The 17,374-nt window shown below is 68.0% G+C and carries 17 protein-coding genes; 7 read left to right on the top strand and 10 right to left on the bottom strand.

Annotation, left to right across the window (positions count from 1 at the left end):
• Window positions 1–77: 77 nt before the first annotated feature.
• Both AC5RUP_RS05875 and AC5RUP_RS05870 read right to left on the bottom strand, forming a co-directional pair.
• Window positions 78–1,682, bottom strand: coding sequence for a phospholipase D family protein (locus AC5RUP_RS05875; RefSeq protein WP_494158365.1), 1,605 nt, complete (start codon window positions 1,680–1,682; stop codon window positions 78–80).
• A 135-nt stretch (window positions 1,683–1,817) separates the two neighbouring features.
• Entirely contained in the window at window positions 1,818–2,354 is a 537-nt protein-coding gene (locus tag AC5RUP_RS05870; RefSeq protein ID WP_494158364.1) for a MarR family winged helix-turn-helix transcriptional regulator, read from the bottom strand.
• 96 nt (window positions 2,355–2,450) lie between these two features.
• Between AC5RUP_RS05870 and AC5RUP_RS05865 the strand changes: the two genes are divergently transcribed.
• Window positions 2,451–2,936: a general stress protein gene (locus AC5RUP_RS05865; RefSeq protein ID WP_494133693.1), complete on the top strand. Its 486-nt coding sequence runs from the start codon at window positions 2,451–2,453 to the stop codon at window positions 2,934–2,936.
• Window positions 2,937–3,134: 198 nt separating this feature from the next.
• On the opposite strand, the gene AC5RUP_RS05860 is transcribed toward AC5RUP_RS05865, so the two are convergent.
• Window positions 3,135–3,737, bottom strand: a complete 603-nt coding sequence (locus AC5RUP_RS05860; RefSeq protein WP_494154086.1) for an NADPH-dependent FMN reductase — start codon at window positions 3,735–3,737, stop codon at window positions 3,135–3,137.
• Between the two features lie 309 nt (window positions 3,738–4,046).
• Here AC5RUP_RS05860 and AC5RUP_RS05855 point away from each other — a divergent pair, with 309 nt between their 5' ends.
• Both AC5RUP_RS05855 and AC5RUP_RS05850 read left to right on the top strand, forming a co-directional pair.
• Window positions 4,047–4,565: a hemerythrin domain-containing protein gene (locus AC5RUP_RS05855; RefSeq protein ID WP_494154087.1), complete on the top strand. Its 519-nt coding sequence runs from the start codon at window positions 4,047–4,049 to the stop codon at window positions 4,563–4,565.
• Window positions 4,566–4,605: 40 nt separating this feature from the next.
• The gene (locus AC5RUP_RS05850) at window positions 4,606–4,770 is read left to right on the top strand and encodes a hypothetical protein (RefSeq protein ID WP_494154088.1); all 165 of its coding nucleotides are present in this window, start codon (window positions 4,606–4,608) and stop codon (window positions 4,768–4,770) included.
• Between the two features lie 78 nt (window positions 4,771–4,848).
• Here the strand turns inward: AC5RUP_RS05850 and AC5RUP_RS05845 are convergent, their stop codons facing one another.
• The 5 genes from AC5RUP_RS05845 to AC5RUP_RS05825 all read right to left on the bottom strand — a co-directional run bounded on the left by AC5RUP_RS05845 (window position 4,849) and on the right by AC5RUP_RS05825 (window position 10,519).
• Window positions 4,849–6,114 carry a CAP domain-containing protein gene (locus AC5RUP_RS05845; protein ID WP_494154089.1) on the bottom strand — a complete coding sequence of 422 codons (1,266 nt, stop codon included), beginning with the start codon at window positions 6,112–6,114 and terminating at the stop codon, window positions 4,849–4,851.
• Between the two features lie 241 nt (window positions 6,115–6,355).
• Window positions 6,356–7,393: an LLM class flavin-dependent oxidoreductase gene (locus AC5RUP_RS05840; protein WP_494154090.1), complete on the bottom strand. Its 1,038-nt coding sequence runs from the start codon at window positions 7,391–7,393 to the stop codon at window positions 6,356–6,358.
• Between the two features lie 78 nt (window positions 7,394–7,471).
• A complete protein-coding gene (locus tag AC5RUP_RS05835) occupies window positions 7,472–8,890 on the bottom strand; it encodes a lipase maturation factor family protein (protein WP_494154091.1) in 1,419 nt (472 codons plus the stop codon).
• Window positions 8,891–9,015: 125 nt separating this feature from the next.
• On the bottom strand, window positions 9,016–9,117 hold the full coding sequence (locus tag AC5RUP_RS05830) for an MFS transporter small subunit (protein ID WP_493968694.1): 102 nt from the start codon (window positions 9,115–9,117) through the stop codon (window positions 9,016–9,018).
• Window position 9,118: 1 nt separating this feature from the next.
• A complete protein-coding gene (locus tag AC5RUP_RS05825) occupies window positions 9,119–10,519 on the bottom strand; it encodes an OFA family MFS transporter (RefSeq protein ID WP_494069354.1) in 1,401 nt (466 codons plus the stop codon).
• Window positions 10,520–10,671: 152 nt separating this feature from the next.
• Here AC5RUP_RS05825 and AC5RUP_RS05820 point away from each other — a divergent pair, with 152 nt between their 5' ends.
• Window positions 10,672–12,195, top strand: coding sequence for an exo-alpha-sialidase (locus tag AC5RUP_RS05820; protein ID WP_494158363.1), 1,524 nt, complete (start codon window positions 10,672–10,674; stop codon window positions 12,193–12,195).
• A 138-nt stretch (window positions 12,196–12,333) separates the two neighbouring features.
• Window positions 12,334–13,962, top strand: coding sequence for a threonine/serine exporter family protein (locus tag AC5RUP_RS05815; RefSeq protein ID WP_494133685.1), 1,629 nt, complete (start codon window positions 12,334–12,336; stop codon window positions 13,960–13,962).
• 78 nt (window positions 13,963–14,040) lie between these two features.
• Here the strand turns inward: AC5RUP_RS05815 and AC5RUP_RS05810 are convergent, their stop codons facing one another.
• Window positions 14,041–14,928 carry a siderophore-interacting protein gene (locus AC5RUP_RS05810; protein WP_494154197.1) on the bottom strand — a complete coding sequence of 296 codons (888 nt, stop codon included), beginning with the start codon at window positions 14,926–14,928 and terminating at the stop codon, window positions 14,041–14,043.
• Between the two features lie 200 nt (window positions 14,929–15,128).
• The gene (locus AC5RUP_RS05805) at window positions 15,129–15,884 is read right to left on the bottom strand and encodes a uracil-DNA glycosylase (protein ID WP_494069358.1); all 756 of its coding nucleotides are present in this window, start codon (window positions 15,882–15,884) and stop codon (window positions 15,129–15,131) included.
• Between the two features lie 270 nt (window positions 15,885–16,154).
• On the opposite strand from AC5RUP_RS05805, the gene AC5RUP_RS05800 reads away from it, so the two are divergent.
• Both AC5RUP_RS05800 and AC5RUP_RS05795 read left to right on the top strand, forming a co-directional pair.
• Window positions 16,155–16,463 (top strand): DUF3263 domain-containing protein, encoded by a 309-nt coding sequence (locus AC5RUP_RS05800; protein WP_127515197.1) that lies wholly within the window; start codon window positions 16,155–16,157, stop codon window positions 16,461–16,463.
• 60 nt (window positions 16,464–16,523) lie between these two features.
• Entirely contained in the window at window positions 16,524–17,171 is a 648-nt protein-coding gene (locus tag AC5RUP_RS05795) for a LytR C-terminal domain-containing protein (protein ID WP_494154198.1), read from the top strand.
• The last annotated feature ends 203 nt before the right edge of the window (window positions 17,172–17,374 follow it).

Here is a 17,374-nt window from a genome sequence, read left to right as displayed (position 1 = left end):
GAGCCGACATGCGGTTGAATCGCCCGAACATGGTTTCCACGAAGGGCCAGACACCGCAGCGGTGGCAGGGCGATCGATCAGTAGCGGCGCCGCAGTCTCATCCGGAGGGGGCGGCCGTCGGGGTCGAAGAGAAGGCGGTAGGCCGGGGCTGCCAACCGGCGCTGCCAAGGTGATCCCTCTGCCGGAGTATGGGTGCGCAGCCGTCCTGGCGGCCGTGGCACCAAGCGGCCTGCACGATGCCAGGCATCGAGCTCGTCGGCGCTTGAGCGGATGGCGCGGACCGCCTGCCGGGGATCGAGGAGGTCGGCGTTATCGCCGGGGACGCGCCCCAAATGTTCGCAGAGTAGCCGCAGGCGCAGGTCCCGGGCGAACGGACGGGCACCGTCACCGAGTTTTGCCGGGTCTGCCGGGTGCCTCGGGTCGCGCTGTTCGTCGAGCACGGCGGCCGTGAGCTCGGAATCGTGGCTCCATGATCGCCGGTTCAGGTTGGCGCTGCCCACGGCTGCCCAGACGTCGTCGACCACGCAGACTTTGGAGTGGACATAGATTGGCCAGCCCCGCCCGTTTTCGATGTCCAGCATCAGCACCCGGTCGCCTCCGGCGTCGTGCACCATGCGCCAGGACAAACCCTGGCCGAACAGCGCCGGCGGAACCTTGAGCCTGCCCTCTTGGTCCGGGAAGCGGGGACACACTGCGATGACATGGAGGCCGGGATTGCGGTGCAGGGCTTCGGCGAAAACCCGGCCGACGTCGGCGGACCACAGATACTGGTCCTCCACGTACACCAACTGTCGCGCTCGCCGCAGCGCCTTCGCGTAACCGCGGGCCACGCTGCGCTCGCCGCCGGGTGCGAACGGGTACCCCGGCGAGCGTTTGGGGTAGGTGCGCAGCAACTGCACGTCGCAGCCGCCCGCGGCAGGCGGGGCCGGCCGCGCCGGCGGCAAGGGGGAGGCCTTCTGCCGGAGGCCGCGGATCACGTCCGGCAGCCGGTGCCAGGGCAGGCGTGTCATCGGTGCGGGATCGTTCCAGCGCTCGCGAAACACCTTTTCCACTTCAAGAACGACCGGCCCTCGCAGCAGCAGCTGCACGTCGTGCCACGCTGGGGTCGGCCCGTAGGCGGCGGCGAAGCTGCGGGGCTGCGGGTCCCCCTGATGGGCCTCGTCGTCGCCGCGGGAACGGGCCAAATCCATCCCGCCCACGAAGGCGACGTCCGTGCCGGGATGGGCCGCGCGCCGGATGACCACGAACTTCTGGTGGTGGCTGCCGAACCGGCGAACGCGGTGGTCGAGCAGCATCTCGGCGCCCGATGCGTTGACGTCGGCGGCCAGCTCCCGGTTCTGTCCCAACGTGCCCACTATCCAGGAGGGGTGGGATCGCCACAGCAGCCCCTTGACCTGTGCCCCGCGCCGCGCGCTGCGGCTCAGCGCATCCGCCACGGTCAGGCCGCCCGTGAGCAGCTCTTCGGCGTCCATGCGCCACCCGGCAATCAAAACCAGGTCCCCCGGCCCCGTGGCATCCAGCTCAGCGGCCAGGAGCGGGAAATACTCCCGGCCGTGCAGCAGCACGCGCACCTCGTTGCCGGCCGTCCAGGGGAGCAGCTGTGTAGCGTCGTTGCCCCGCTCAGCCCCCGACAACAGCCAGTGTTCGAGAAAAGAGCCGGCCGATCCTCCCGCCAGCCTCATCTCAGCATCATGCCCGCCCGCCCCCGCACCGGGCAATGCACAGTCGCGCTGGGCGGGTCCAGGATGCCACACAGGGCTCGGCTTAGCGGCTGCGATGAGTTGCGACAGGTGCTCCCAGCGGAGGTGCGTTCCGGGTCATTCCCGGATGGACTCGGGCAAGGAAGCCCCGGCCGAGCCGTACTGGAAAAGCCGGGGCGTGGCTGCGGAGAGCTCTTTGGCAAAGCGGACCAGCATTGCGCCGAGCATTTCCCGGTCTTCGGGAGACCACGTGGAGAGTATTTCGTCGAAGGCGGCCGCGCCGGCCTCGCCGATTTGCCTTTGCAGTTCGATTCCGCTGGCTGATGTGCCAAGAAGGGTGGCGCGGCGATCCGCGGGGTCAGGCTGGCGTTCGATCAGTCCTCTGCCTTCAAGCCGGCGGACCTGTGGGTTCATGGTCGATTTATTCACCCCCCACTGTGCGGCCAAGTCCGAAAGGCGCATCGGGCCGTTCCCGGTCAGGTATTCCAGCAGCGCCGTATCAGTTGGTGAGAGGTCAGCGGCTGCCGGACCAAAGACGAAGTGTCGGATTTTTTTCCTGCTCGCCCACTGGAGCATCAGGGCGAAGCCGTGACGGACCTGGACTCCTGATGTCGGCCTGCCGCCGTCGCCCGCTTGTGTCGCTGTATCGGTCATGGGAGAAGCCTAGCGGGAAAGGTTCGGTTCGGCTAACCTAACTAAATTTGTTAGGCTTGTGGTGTCCACAGAAGCAACACCACTGGAGGTAGAAACATGACCAGCGAACCATTCCAGCATCAGTCGACTGTTTCCGTTCCGGCGGCTCCGGGAACCTCGGCCGTGCTTGCCGAGTTCAAGGATTACCTGCAGGCACAGCGCCTGGTGGACCGCCTCTCCGACGAGAAGTTCCCGGTGGAGCACGTACGCATTGTCGGCCTCGGCATCAGCAGCGTGGAGCAGGTCACGGGCCGGATGACCAAGGGTAAAGCCGCGCTGGCCGGAGCTGCGGGCGGCGCCTGGTTCGGCCTGCTCATCGGACTTCTGTTCGGCCTCTTCGTCCCCGGCATTGTCTGGCTGAGTGTGCTGCTGGGAAGCGTCGTTATCGCAGCCGTATGGGGGGCCGCTTTCGGTTTTATCGGGCATTGGAGCACCGGCGGACGCCGGGACTTCAAGTCGGTCAAGTCCCTCGAAGCCGAGCGCTACGCCGTCATGGTCGACGCCGACTACTTCGCGACGGCGGCTGCCATCACCAATCGGTAGCCTCCCGAGGGGTGCCGGCGTCCCCTTGGCGGACCGCGGGAGGGCACGGGCCGCGGGTCACCCTCGACAGGCCCATCCCACCAGCAGGCTCTGCCGGCGTCGACAGGTCCGGGACAGTCTGCTCCGCTGGTTCACCCTGCGCCTTGGGGGACCCTGCCCATCAATGACATGAGTCGATGACTTTGCGTCGTTGTGGCGTTATTTGCGGGATTCGGGATCTTCGTCTCCAATGTGTCCGGCGGCGTTCGCGTCAAGGACACGCTGGACGAAGGCGGAGTACTCCTCCATGTAGTGGCGCAGGAAGGCCTGCGTGGACTCGTCCCTGACCTCGCCGTCGTCACCGTAGATGTCCGGCCTGAAGCTGATGTAGGCCTCGGGTGCGTTGAGTTGCGGGGCGTCCAGGAAGCTGAGAACGCTGCGCATACTCGACTGCATGACGGCGGTGCCGATGCCTCCCGGGGAAGCGCCGATGATGCCGGTCGGCTTGCGGGCGAAGGAGTTGGTCCCCCACGGGCGGGACCCCCAGTCGATGGCGTTCTTCAAGGCGCCCGGGATGGACCGGTTGTATTCGGGGGAGATGAAAAGGATGCCGTCGGAGGCCTCCACCGCTTCCTTCAGTGCCCGGCCCTCGGCGGGGTAGTCGGCGTCGTAATCCGAGTTATAGAGGGGGAGGTCCCGGATGGGGATCTCATTGAACTCCAAACCCTCCGGGGCCAGCTTGATCAGCGCCTTCGAAAGGGTCCGGTTGATGGACCCGCTGGCCAGGCTCCCGACAAAATATCCGATCCGATAGTTGGGCATGACGGTTTTCCTTCCAGTCAGCCGGCCGGAACCGGCATTCTTCCTGAGGTCCGGATTGACCCGGCCTGGCGAACGTCAGGCCACTCCCGTACTAGCACGACGTGCCGCACGCCGCCAGAGCAGCGGGCGGAGCGGCACCACGACCGGCAAGATCCTCTGCACTTTCCCCACGAAGCCCGGGATGATTGTCAGCCCCCGGGAACCGGGTAGGTGGGGTGGCCGGGCCCTCGACAGCCTGCCTGCCCGCATTGACAATGGACAGACCCGGTCCGCCTGCAGGCGGCCACACCTCGACCGGAGGAGCATGCGGTGACCGACAGCAATGTCGAGGCAGAGAACGCGGCCGCGGCCGCCGTCGTTCGCCACCACAGGGAGATGCTGGCCCGGCTGCAGGCGACGACGGCGGAACTTACCCGGGCCTTCGACACCGGTGACGAAGACACCATTTACAACGCGCACGGCATCCTGCTGGAGTGGGGCGAACGGGAAATGCTGCCGCACGCAGAGTTGGAAGAAGCCCAACTGTACGGGCCGGCCGGTTCGACCGGGGAAGCCCGGCTCCTGGTGGAGTCGCTGCTGGCCGACCACACGGCGCTGGCCTCGCTGCTGGACGAGCTGCGGGGCGCCGAAGGAATTGAGGCGGCCACGGTTGCCGCGTCGATGTGCAGCGTGTTCGCGCTGCACATCGAGAAGGAGAACAGGCTGCTGGTGCCTTTCATCGCCCGGACTCCGGATCTGTCCTTGTCTTCGGCGGTGGAAGGCCTGGTGGAACTCGTCGGGGGCACGCATGTGCATGCTCCGGACGAGAGCAAGCACGCCCACGGCTGAGGGTATTCAGGAGGTAAGCGTCGGTGAAGGGAGCAATGCTGTGAGCGAAGACCGCCCGGAACTGGATCCGGACATCCCGCAGAACGAAGACGGCATCGTCATCGAGCCCGGATCGGAGATCGACCGGGACCTCGAAGACAAGCTGCCGGCGGACAAGGACGGCGTCGGGCCGGAAGGGGAGCAGCCCCTGGGCGGGGACGCGTAGCAGGGCCGCCCCGGCGCTCGCCGGGTCAGGAACACGGCTGGACGCCGCCGGCCCTCGGGCCGCCCCGGCGCCCTCCAGTCAGCTGCCGATGATCAGGGTCTGCCAGCCGCCGACGCCGATGACGGCCCGCGAGCCAAGCTTGTTGATCAGCACCGGGTAGTGGTACAGATTGCCGCGGGAGTCGCGGGCCAGCACGCCCTGCTTTCCGTCGCCCAGATGGTCCCGGATCAGGGACAGATGGGTCATCGCGTTCCAGCCGGAGGAGCCGATGATCCGCCTGGTCTCGGAGATGAACTTACCGGCGCCGTTGGACCGGTACAGCTTGAGCTGCCCCTGGGGTGTCTTGGCGACCACGTCCATCTTGGCGTCACCGTCGATGTCGGCCGTGAAGATCGGCAGGGACTTCCAACCGGTGCCCAGCAGCGTGCGGCTGCCGTGCTTGAGCCCGGCCGGGTTCGGATAGTAGTAGAGCCGGCCGGTATCGGTGTTGCGGGCCAGCAGGGCCGGGTAGGGGTCGGCCTGTTTCCACGCGGCAACGGTGACGTCGTAGTTTCCCCACCCGCTGGATCCGATGGTGGCGGCACTTTCCAGCCCGCCGTCCGGCTTGCCGAAGTGCGCCGTCAGTTTGCCGGACTTCCAACGCACCACCACATCGAGCACGCCGTCGGCGTTCCAGTCGGCCACCTGCACCTGTGACACTCCCTTGAACCCACTCGCCACGAGCCGGCGCTTGTAAAGGTCGTGGCCCTTGGCCGAGTCGTAGGCGTAGAGGTTCCCCGCGGAGTCGATGGCCGCGACGTCGCCGTGCTGGAAGCTGGCGCGGACCATGCCCGGATGCGGGGGCAGCGTTGCCCGGGTGGTTTCGTAACCGGCCATGTTCGCCACCGCCACGTACATCCCGTACCAGTCCTTGTGCGTGGTTTTCATATACCCCACGCCGATGTCCGTGGCGTTGGGGCTGAGCAGGCCGGCGCGGTGCGCGGGGGAGTTCATCCACCAGTCCACGACCTCGCGGGCGGAGTTGTTGATCGCGATGTTCTCGGTGTACCAGTCGAAACCGCGCGGGATCTCCTTGCTGCCGTAGCCCGGGCGATGGATTTTGTTCATGTCCAGCGTGTTCTTGTTGATCCGCGTGTTCAGTTCCTCGGACCACTGCTGGGCGACATTGCCGACGTTCTGGTTCCAGACCACGGGCGAGAGGCCGTTCTGCGCGCGGTAAAGGTTGGTCAGCCGCAGCACTTCGGCCACGAACGGATCCTGCGCGTTCCTGGTGACCGCCGAGGCCGGGGCCACCCCCGCGAAGGCGAGGGCGAGCAGCAGGATAATTGCAATGAATGGTTTCACTAGAACGCGCACATCATTCAGGGTACGGGTTGAACGTTAAAACCACGATGGCTGAACCACCGCAGGGTCTTGCCCACCCAAAAATTCACCACCAAGGCGAGTACGACGGCGGCGGGAGGCTTCCCCGCAAAGCCTCCCGCCGCCGTCGAACGCTTTGGCGCGCCAAGCCGGTGTGGCGTCTACGCCGCCGGATGAGGCCTGTTCTACCGGCTTTGGCGCGACAGCTTCGCCGGACTGGCGCCTACTTCGCCAACTGCTCCCGCACCAGCGGCGCCACCTTGGTGCCGTAGAGCTCGATGGAGTTCATCAGCTTCTCGTGCGGGAGGGTGCCAAGGCTGTACTTCATGTCCCAGCGGGACAGGCCCAGGCCCTTGGCGACCTTCACGATCTTGGTGGCCACGGTCTCCGGGGAGCCGACGAACAGGGCGCCGTCCGGGCCCGCCTCGGCCTCGAACTGGCCGCGGGTCATCCGGCTCCAGCCGCGCTCGCGGCCGATCCGCTCCTGCATGTCCGCATAGGGCAGCCACATCTCCTCGCGGGCCTGCTCGTCCGTGTCCGCGATGTAGCCGGGGGAGTGCGCTCCGACGGGCAGCGCCGGCTTTTCGAACTGGTCCAGCGCACGCTGGTAGAGCTCGGTGAAGGGGGCGAAGTTCATCGGTGCCCCGCCGATGATGGCCAGCATCAGCGGCAGGCCGTAGTGGGCCGCGCGGACCACCGACTGCGGGGTGCCGCCGACGGCAATCCAGGTTTTCAGGCTGCCGGAGGCCGTGGGCGGGTAAACCCGCTTGTTGTCCAGCCGCGGCCGGGTGCGGCCGGCCCAGGTGACGGGCTCTTCCTTGAGCAGTTCGGTGAAGAGGTGGAGCTTCTCGTCGAAGAGGACGTCGTAGTCGGCCAGGTCCAGGCCGAACAGCGGGAAGGACTCCGTGAAGGAGCCGCGGCCCAAGATGACTTCGGCGCGACCGTTCGAGGCGGCGTCCAGGGTGGAGAAACGCTGGAACACCCGGACCGGGTCGTCGGAGCTGAGCACGGTCACGGCCGAGCCCAGGCGGATGCGGCTGGTCTGGCCGGCGATCGCGGCCAGCACCACATCGGGGGCGGACACGGCGAAGTCCTCGCGGTGGTGTTCGCCGATGCCGATGAAGTCCAGGCCGACCTCGTCGGCCAGCTTGGCTTCGGCGATCACGTTCCGAATGACCTCATCGTGCGGCAGGAGCTTGCCGTCGGCTCCGGTGGTGACGTCCCCGAAGGTGTCCAGCCCGAGTTCGATTGTCTGTGCCACGCGGTGGCCGCCTTTCCTAGGTGAGGCATATATGCATATGCATGGTGTCTACTGGCGGCAACCGCGGGCCGGCCAGGGTTATTCCGCGGCGCGGGGGCGGGAGAGCGGGGGAACCAGTTGGCCGGACTCCCGGCGGATCCACCATTGGCCGGTGCTTCGTTTTTCCGCCCAGGTGGAAAACCGGTAGTGGTAGAGCGTTGCGCGCACGTAGAGCGGCCGTTCGCCGTCGAACGGATCGTGCCTGAGCAGCTTCAGCGTGGCTTTGTCGGCTTCCAGCAGCCGTACCAGCAACGGAAGGAACCAGTTATCGCCGTGGGAGCCCAGCGCCAGAAACCACATCAGCCAGTCCAGCCTCAAGTGGTAGGGGGCGAACTGCCGCGGCATCCGCTGCGGGTCTCCGGGCTTGCCCTTGAACCCGTACTCGCGCCAGTGGACGCCGTCGGCGGACCCTTCCACGGCCACTTCGTAGCGTTGCCGCGTGATGGAGCCGAAGGCGCCGTAGGCATTGGCCAGGTGCCAACTGTTGAAACTGGCGTTCATCAGCTGCTGCCGGCTGAACAGGTTCTTCAACGGCCAATAGCTCAAGTACACCAGCAGGGCGCACACCGCGAGCACCACAACGGTGAACCACACCGGTTCCTGCTGGTATTCGGGCGTGAAGTCGCCGACCGGCAGGATGGCCTGTACCGCGTCGTCGGACACCGCAGCGAAGGCGAGCAGGATGGTCAGGGTGTTCAGCCACGCGAAGTTGCCCGAGGCCACCAGCCAGAGCTGCGTGACGATCACGACCGCGGCCGCCATGCTGCCCACCGGCTGCGGGAAAAACAGGAAGAACGGCACCACCAGCTGGGCAAAATGATTGCCGGCCACCTCCACCTTGTGCAGCGGTTTGGGCAGGTGGTGGAAAAACCAGCTGGCCGGATTGGGCATCGGCTGGGTCTCGTGGTGGTAGTACAGGGCGGTCAGGTCCCGCCAGACCGGGTCGCCGCGCATCTTGATCATGCCGGCGCCGAACTCCAGCCGGAATACCAGCCAGATGAACAGCCACAGCACCGGGGCGGGCGGCGCCACCCGGTCCGAGCCCAGGAAGGCGGCCAGGAAGCCGGCCTCGAGCAGCAGCGTCTCCCAGCCGAAGCCGTAGAACGTCTGGCCAACATTCACGATGGACATGTACAGGAACCACAGGGCCAGGAACGCGATCATCGGCAGCCACGGCGGTCCCAGCTGCGGTAGCCCGGCCACCAGCAGCGCTGAGATCACGACGCCGGCCCACGCCACCGCCCGCAGCCGGCGGTCCGTGTACCCCCAGCGGAAGAGGGTGAAGCCGCGCGGGGCTCTTCGCTCCAGCAACCGAGGCACGGGCAGCAGCCCGTGTTCGCCCAACAGGGCCGGGAACTGGGCCAGCGCCGAGGCGAAGGCGATCAGGAACACCGCGGCGATGCCCCGCTGCAGCACCTGCCGCGCCAACTCGAACCCCTCGGCACTGAACCATTCCATGGCAGGTCCAACGCTACGACCGGCCGGTCCGCTGTCAAGCAGCAGGCCCGGCTCTCAAAGGAGCCGGGCCTGCCGGGGGATTGGGCTTCACCGGGCCGGCCGGCGAAGCGGTGTGCGGAGTGGGGTCAGCCGAAGAGTGCGGAGACCTTCAGCAGCGTCTGGCTGACGCCGTAGAGCAGCGGCACGCCGACCAGCACCCAGCCGAGGGCTACTTGGGCTTTCTTCATCTCAGGCCTCCTTTCCGGCCATCGCGGCTTCGCCGGCATCCCTGGCCGGTGCCTCGTGGTACTTGCTGTCCACCGGCTTGACCATCAGGTTGGCAATGAAGCCGATGACCAGCAGGCCCACCATGGTGAGCAGGGCAGGCTGGTAGGCCTGCGCCGTCAGCTCGCCCGGCTTGCCCTGGGCATCCAGGAAGGCGTTCACGATCAACGGGCCCGCGATGCCGGCGGCGGACCAGGCCGTGAGCAGGCGGCCGTGGATGGCGCCCACCTGGAAGGTGCCGAACAGGTCGCGCAGGTAGGCCGGCACGGTGGCGAAGCCGCCGCCGTAGAAGCTGATGATGACGGCCGCCAGCAGCACGTACAGCCCGGTGGAGGTGTAGCCGAACAGGGCGAGCACCACGTACAGGGCGGCGCCCACGCCCAGGTACAGCATGTAGTTGTTCTTGCGGCCCAGATAGTCGGAGGTGGTGGACCAGACAAACCGGCCGCCCATGTTCGCAATCGAGAGCAGCCCCACGAATCCGGCCGCCACGCCCGCGGACACCAGCGAGACGCCGTCGGGCTGGCGGAAGAAGTCCTGGATCATCGGGGAGGCCTGCTCCAGAATGCCGATGCCTGCCGTGACGTTGCAGAACAGGGCGATCCAGACCAGCCAGAACTGGCGGGTCTTGATGGCGTTCTTCGCCGACACGTTCGCCGTGGTGACCAGGGCCTTGGCCTTGACCTTCGAGGCGTCGAAGCCTTCGGGCTTCCAGCCGGCCGCCGGAACCTTGATCGTGAAGGCACCGAACAGCATGTAGGCCAGGTACACCACGGCCAGGGTCAGGAACAGCTTGCCGACGGCGTCGCCGCTGGCCACCCAGCCCGGGGTCCCGTCGAAACTGGGGTCGTAGAACTGCAGCAGCGCGGTGGAGACCGGGCTGGCGATCAGCGCGCCGCCGCCAAAGCCCATGATCGCCATGCCCGTGGCCAGGCCGGGGCGGTCCGGGAACCACTTGATCAGGGTGGATACCGGGGAGATGTAGCCGATGCCCAGACCGATGCCGCCGATCACGCCATAGCCCAGGTAGACCAGCCAGAGCTGTTCGGTGAAGATGCCCATCGAGCCGACCAGGAATCCGGAGCTCCAGAACATTGCGGAGGTGAACATCGCCATGCGCGGACCGTTGCGGTCCACCCAGGTGCCCATGACGGCGGCGGAGAGCCCGAGCATCACCATGGCGATGGAGAAGATGATGCCGATCTCGGTCAGGCTTACGTCGAAGTGGGCGACCAGGGCGTTCTTGTACACACTGGTCGCGTAGGCCTGGCCGATGCACAAATGCACGGCAAGCGCCGCCGGCGGAATCAGCCAGCGGTTAAAGCCCGGAGGGGCGATCGTATGCGATCGGTCCAACCAACTCATCGTCGGGCGTCCTTTCAGGAGAGGGGTGCGAGGTGGAACTGCAACGTGTGCTTCAGTTCACATAGTGGCCGATGGTTGGGCCAGGCAACCGGATTGATCCGGCGTGTCGTCCAGTACTGCCCTCGGGGTGCCGCGGCCGGTACGGTGGAGGCATGGAACAGGTCCTCGCCGTTCGGGGCGTGGAGGGCTACCGGCAGTACCGGGCTCCGGCGCTCGCCGTGACGCCGGCAGGCAGCGCCGTCGTCGCCTATGCAGGCCTGGGCAGGCAGGGCCGGCCGCCTGCGGCCGGCGACCTGCTGCTGCGCCGCAGTTTCGACGGCGGAGCGACCTGGGAACCGCAGCAGGTGGCGTGGGCGGACACGTCCGGACACGCGGCGGGCCGGCCGGGGCTGTTCTCCGACGCCGCCACCGGGCGGATTTTCCTGGCCTTCGTCGCCGCGGCCGGAGGCGGCGACGCGGGGCCGGACCCCGCGGCCACGGCGCGCCGCTTCGAACTGCTGTCTTCCGACGACGACGGCACCACCTGGCAGCATCGGTCGGTCGCCCCACGGCGTGCCTCGGACGCGATCACGCGGCTGGCCGCTGCCGGGCCGGGCACCGGCGTGCACGCCGGCCAGTTTGCCGGGCGGTTGCTGGTGCAGTTCGCGGTGATGGCCGAGGGCGCGGGGGCCGCCTCCTGCTACAGCGACGACCACGGGGACACCTGGACATTGGGAAAGCCGCTGCCCGCACGGGACGCCGGCCCGGCCGCGGGAGACGGCGGAAGTGCGGCCGTCTGCCTGGCCGACGGCCGCGTACTGCTGCATACCTGGGCTGCTCCCCGGCGGTGGGCCGCGGTCTCGGACGACGGCGGGCACAGCTACGGGCCGCTGCAGCCGGTCGACGAACTGTCCGATCCCGGGAGCAGCGGCTCCCTGGTCCGCTTCGACGGGCTGCCGGCCGTGGGCGGGCTGGCCGCACCGGCCAGCGACCGCTGGCTGCTGGCCGCCAATTGCCAGGACCCGCTGCTGCCCCGCAACGTGGTACTCAGCCTCTCGAGGGACAACGGGCACTCGTGGCCGCACAAGCTCACCCTTTACGGGAGCGGTGCCAGCGGGCCGGCCGCGGTGCGGCTGCCGGACGGCCGCATCGGGGTGCTGTACCAGCGGCAGGGCGGCCGCGAGATCGTCTATGCCACGGCAGATCCGGGGCGGCTGCTGGCGGCCTGGCCGCGCGGGGCCGTCACGGCCCGGGACGACGACGACGCGGCCGGGCCGGGCCCGGTGACCGGGCCGCTGCCGGTGCCCAAGGACTACCCGCTGCGCTTCGACATGGTGCTGGAGGAGGTCCGCAGCCAGGCCGGTGACCGGCCGGCGCCCGGCCACCGTGCCGGGGACCTGCTCGTCTTTGCCGGGCGGGCAAAGCTGCTGGGACCGCAGCACCTGCGGGTGCGGCTCTCCGGCGGGTTCGACAACGCCGCGGATTTCCCGCCCCAGGACCTGGGCCCCGGGGGAGAAGCCCGCTACCTCCATCCTGTCCGCACGGTGACCCCGGCGGACGTCGCGGCCGGGGGCCTGACCGTTTCCTTCACCTGCACCGCTGAACCGGCGGACGAACCTTCCATCGGCGCCCCGGCGGCGAGCCGCACCCGGGAGTTCAGCATCGACGTCGTCAGCGGTGATGTCCGCGAGACGTGACGCGCGCCTCGGCACCAACCCGGTGCCCTCCCAGCGAGGTGTGCAAGGATTTAACCCGGGATCAACGAGCGCCGCCTGGCGGTGGCGGAGACGCAGAACGGAGAGGGATTGCAGGACAAGGACCCAGACCAGGAATCCATGTCACCCATGACTCCGCAGGCGGGAATGCTGCCGATCATCAAGCCGAAAAACATCCCGGCCAACGACGCCGGCCGCGGCTCCGGCACCGGACGCGCCGGTTCGGCCGCAGGACCCCAGACCACCCACCCTCCGGTGCCACGTCCGACGGACCGGCCGGTAGCCAAGCAGGTCAAGCCCGTCCCCAGCGGCACCGCGCCGCTGCCCGCCTCCGCGGCGGCCTCGCGCTCCAACGCGGCGGCCCGCCGGATGCTGCGCAAGCTCGTGCAGGGCGAGGCGCCGCCCACCGCGCCGATGAGCATAGTCGAGAGGCTGGCCGGCAGCCCCTACGCGAACCCGATGATCCAGACGGCCGGGGTCGATGCCTCAGCCCGCATCACGCTGGATTTTGCCCTGGACGTGGCGGAAACCATGTTCCGCTACGGGGCCGGCGCGCTGGAGGTGGAGACCAGCATCATCGCCGTGACCGCGGCCTTCGGGCTCAGCGACATCGACGTGGACATCACCAACCAGTCCGTGGTGATCAACTACGCCAAGCCGGACACGATTCCCATCACCGTGATGCGGGTGGTGCGGTCCTGGACCAACAATTACGCCGGCCTGTCCCTGGTGCACGAACTGGTCACCGACATCGTCAACGGCGGGGTGGGCCGCAGCGAAGCCAAGGAACGGCTGCAGGAGATCACCTCGCGTCCCAAGCCCTTCGCCCGGTGGATGGCCATCGCGGCCGGCGGCGTGTTCTCCGGCTTCATCATTGCCTTCCTCGGCGGCAGCGTCTTCGCGGCCCTGGTGGGCGGCATCTCCACCGTGTTGATGGGCTTGGTGGGGCGGAAGTTGAGCAAATGGCGGATGCCGGACTTCTTCATCACCGGCATCGGCGCCTGCCTGGCCACTGTCATGGCGCTGCTCTTCTGGACGCTGCACGTGCCGATGAGCCCGTCGCTGGTGATCGCCGGCGGCATCCTGTTCCTCCTGCCGACCGGTCGGCTGGTCTCCGCCACCCAGGATGCGATTAACGGCTTCCCGGTCACCGCGTCGGGGCGTTACCTCTCGGCCTTCTTTACCTTCGCTGCGATTGCCGCCGGCGTCGCCGTGGGGCTGGTGGGCGGCTCGATGCTCGGCGTCAGCCTGCCCGAAGTCTTCGTGGAGGGCCAAGGCCAGTACCCCTATGTGGTGCGGGCGCTGCTGCTCGTCGTGGCGACCATTGCCCTCAGCATGACGGAGCAGACCAAGCTGAACATGCTGCTGCCCACGGCCGCCGTCGGGCTGGTCGGGTTGTTGATCTACGACTTCGCGGTGTGGGCGGGGATCGGGGACCGGATCGGTCCGGCCGTCGGCGCCGTGGTGATCGGGTTCCTCGGGCGCATCGTGGGCCTGCGGATGGGCTCTCCGCAGCTGGTGGTGGCGGTGCCGGCCGTGCTGTTCCTGCTGCCCGGGCTGTCCGTGTTCCGGTCCATCTTCGAGCTGACCGTCAACTCGGAGGCGCCGTTCAACGGCATCCTGGGGCTGTTCGGTGCGCTGACGGTGATCCTGGCCATCGCCGGCGGTACGGTGCTCGGCGACAACCTGGCCCGGCCGTTCACCAAGGGACTGGGCTCGAACGAAAACCGGCGGGCCCGGCGCCGCTAAGGACGCCGGATCCGCCGGGCGCGAGGGTGGCCGCCGGGTGCCGGGCTGGGCGCCGGGGGGAGCCCCGGCGATCCCGGCTCAGGCCGGGTAGTTCTCCGGGAAGATCTGGCCCGCCGGGGTGCGCTTCTCCGCCTGGAAGGCGTCTTCGGCCCGGCCGTAGGCCCAGTAGCCCGAGATGGAGACCTGTCCGCGGGACAACCCGTGGTCCTTGAACAGGACATCGCGCAGGGACTTCACCTCGTCGCGCTCGCCGTGGACGAATGCGTCCACGCGGCCGTCGGGCCAGTCCAGGCCCGCTATGGCGTCGCGCAGCAGGGTAGCGGTCCCGGGCGTTTGGCCGCGCCGGAACAGCCAGCGGATTTCCAGGTTGGCCGGAGCGTTTAGTTCCTGCATGTCCGCCTCGGAGTCCACTTCCAGGAAGGCGTAGCCGCGCGCGTCCGGGGCCAGTGCCTCGATGGCGGCAGCCACGGCCGGCAGCGCCGCGTCGTCGCCGGCCAAAAGGTACCAGTCGGCGTCGGGATCGGGCCGGTACGCGCCACCGGGTCCGCTGAACATCATCCAGTCGCCCGGCTTGGCCTGGGCGGCCCAGGGGCCGGCGAGGCCTTCGTCGCCGTGGACCACAAAGTCGACCACCACTTCGCGGGTGTCACGGTCCAGCCGTCGCACGGTGTAGGTGCGGGTGACCGGCAGCTTGTCGGCCGGAAGCGTTTCCTTCAGCTCCGCGACGTTGACAGGAAGCTCCACGTCGAGCGCGGGGTCCAGGAAAAAGATCTTGATGTACTGGTCCGTGGCGTCCTTGGCCGCGAACCTTTCGGCGAACGAATCGAACGCCTCGCCGCCGGCGTAGACCCGGACCATGTGCTGTGAAATCCACTCGGTGCGCGTCACCTGGAGGTTGGTCTGCACCTTCGGCGGCTGAGCGCTCCGTCCCGCGCGGGCGGGGGCTGCTGCCGGTTGTGTCTGCATCCTGCACTACTCCTGACGAAGGGAAACTGCTACTTAGGTAAACCTAATCCACCCGTCAGGTAATCCCAATTTGCGGATGGTGAAGGTCACATGGGCCGACGTGAGCGGCCCAGCCGGAGGCCCGGCGCCCGGCTTGAGGCCCAGCTAGCTGCACGACCCGGCTGCACAGCCCGGCTTGAGGCCCAGCTGCCCGAACCGGCTCAGCGCAGCTCCCAGTGCACGGGTTCGGCTCCCTGGGCGGCCAGCAGCTCGTTAACCCGGCTGAAGGGCCGCGACCCAAAGAATCCGCGGGAGGCCGACAGGGGGCTGGGGTGCACCGTCTCGATCCGCGGCACCTGCTCCAGTACCGGAGCCAACTGCTGGGCTTCCCGGCCCCAGAGCAGTGCCACCAGCGGGCCGCCGCGCTGGGCCAGCGCCCGGACCGCGAGTTCGGTGATCTGCTCCCACCCCTTGTTGCGGTGGGAGCCGGCCTTGCCTGCCTCCACGGTCAGCGCGCGGTTGAGCAACAGCACGCCTTGGTCGCTCCAGGCACTCAGGTCTCCGTGCTGCGGCGGCCGGATACCCAAATCCATCTGCAGTTCCCGGTAGATGTTGGCCAGGCTGCGCGGCAGAGGACGCACGTGCCGTTCGACGGCGAAGGCCAGTCCGATCGAGTGTCCCGGTGTGGGATAGGGATCCTGGCCGACGATCAGGACCTTGACCTTGGACAGCGGCCGCTGGAACGCCCGCAACACGTTGGCCGGCGCGGGCAGCAAGGTCTTTCCGGCGGCGCGCTCGCCGTCAAGGTAGGACGCCAGGTCCCAGAGCAGAGGTTCGGCGGGAGCGAGCACCTCGGCCCACTCGGGATGAATCACGGCGGAGAGCTCCCGGGGGGAGGCAAACGGGTACGGGGCGCCAAAGTCCGCGGCAGGCGGGTGGGCGGGCAGCGGAAAGAGGGCACCGTCGTCGTAGTTCACCGTTCCATCTTTGCGGAAACCACCCGCGGGCAGGCAATCAGCATCGCGGGCACTGCCGACCGCCGGCCCAAATGCTCACCGCGACCCACCCGCCGGCAAGTTGTCAACCATCGCGGGCATGTCCGTCGGCAGGCAAACCGGCCTTCCAGACGGCGCCCGCTCGGCCGTTCGGGACGGGCCCGGGGCGGTGAATGACATGCCTGTAATTCGCCTTTATCATGGAGGAGGTATTGATTGCTGTCAGCAAGTACTAGGAAGCGCAGGTGTGTTGTGGCGGGTTCGGCCGAGGCCAGTGCCTTTTCACTCGAGGCCGAGGTTGACGACGCCAGCCCGCTGAGCGAACGCGACCAGCGCATGCTGGCCTTGGAGCGGCAGTGGTGGAAGTACGCCGGAGCCAAGGAACAGGCCATCCGCGAACTGTTCGACATGTCCGCCACGCACTACTACCAAATCCTGAATGCGTTGATCGACACCGAGGACGCGTTGGCGCACGATCCGATGCTGGTGAAGAGATTGCGTAGACTACGTACGTCCCGCCAGCGCGCGCGCACTGCTCGCCGGCTGGGCACCGACGCCTAGATCCGGGACGGCCCGGTAGGCCGGTTTCCGTTTCGCCACCACAAGGATGCACTGAAAGCGATGAGCAAGTACCCCCGGGATGAGTTCGACCAGGTCCCTGAAACTTCAGACCGCCACGGTGTGCACCGCGCACGGATGGCGACGCCGAAGTCCAACGGCCTGGGCCTGATCGTCCTGGCCGCGGTACTGGCGCTGGCGGTGGGCGCCCTGTCGTTCTTCGTGCTCCCGCTGCTGGGAGGCGGGGGATCTTCGACCCCGGCCGCCGGCCAGGCCACACCTGCGGCCAGCGTTTCGCCCGCGCCAACGGCGCAGGAAACCGAAACCACCGAGCCGGAAGCGACCGCCACCGCGGAGCCGACCGAGGAGGCAACGGAAGAGCCCACCGAGGAAGCGACCGAGGAGCCGACCGAGGAACCCACGGAAGAGGCACCGGCGGTGAACAAGCAGGACCCGGTGATGATCCTCAACGGCACCGGCGTGACCGGACTGGCCGGAACAGTATCGCAGCGGGTGCAGGCGGACGGCTGGTCGATCGCGGTGGTGGACAACTGGGGCGGCGCCCCGCTCGCCGGCTCGGTGATCTTCTACAACCCGGGCCAGGAAGCCAACGCGCGGGCCCTCGGCCAATTGCTGGGCATCAGCGCGATCCAGGAAAACGGCAACGTCTCGCAGTACGTCACAGTGGCGCTGGGTCCAGGCTACCAGTAAGGCATTCCCCGGGCCGGGCCGCCCATGAGGCGTTCGCCGGGCCGGGCCTCAATGGATCGTGCGCCCCAGGTTGTGCGCCGGCCGGGCCCGCCGATCGCCCGCGGCACCGTGATTCCGCTACCCATGCAGCGCGCCCTCCAAGCGGAATTTCGGTTACGCCTCAATAACATTTAAGTGTGCGGTAGCTCACTTCACCCCGCTGC

This window comes from Arthrobacter sp. Y3223151 (assembly GCF_059091125.1).
This window is presented reverse-complemented; position numbering and strand designations above follow the sequence as displayed.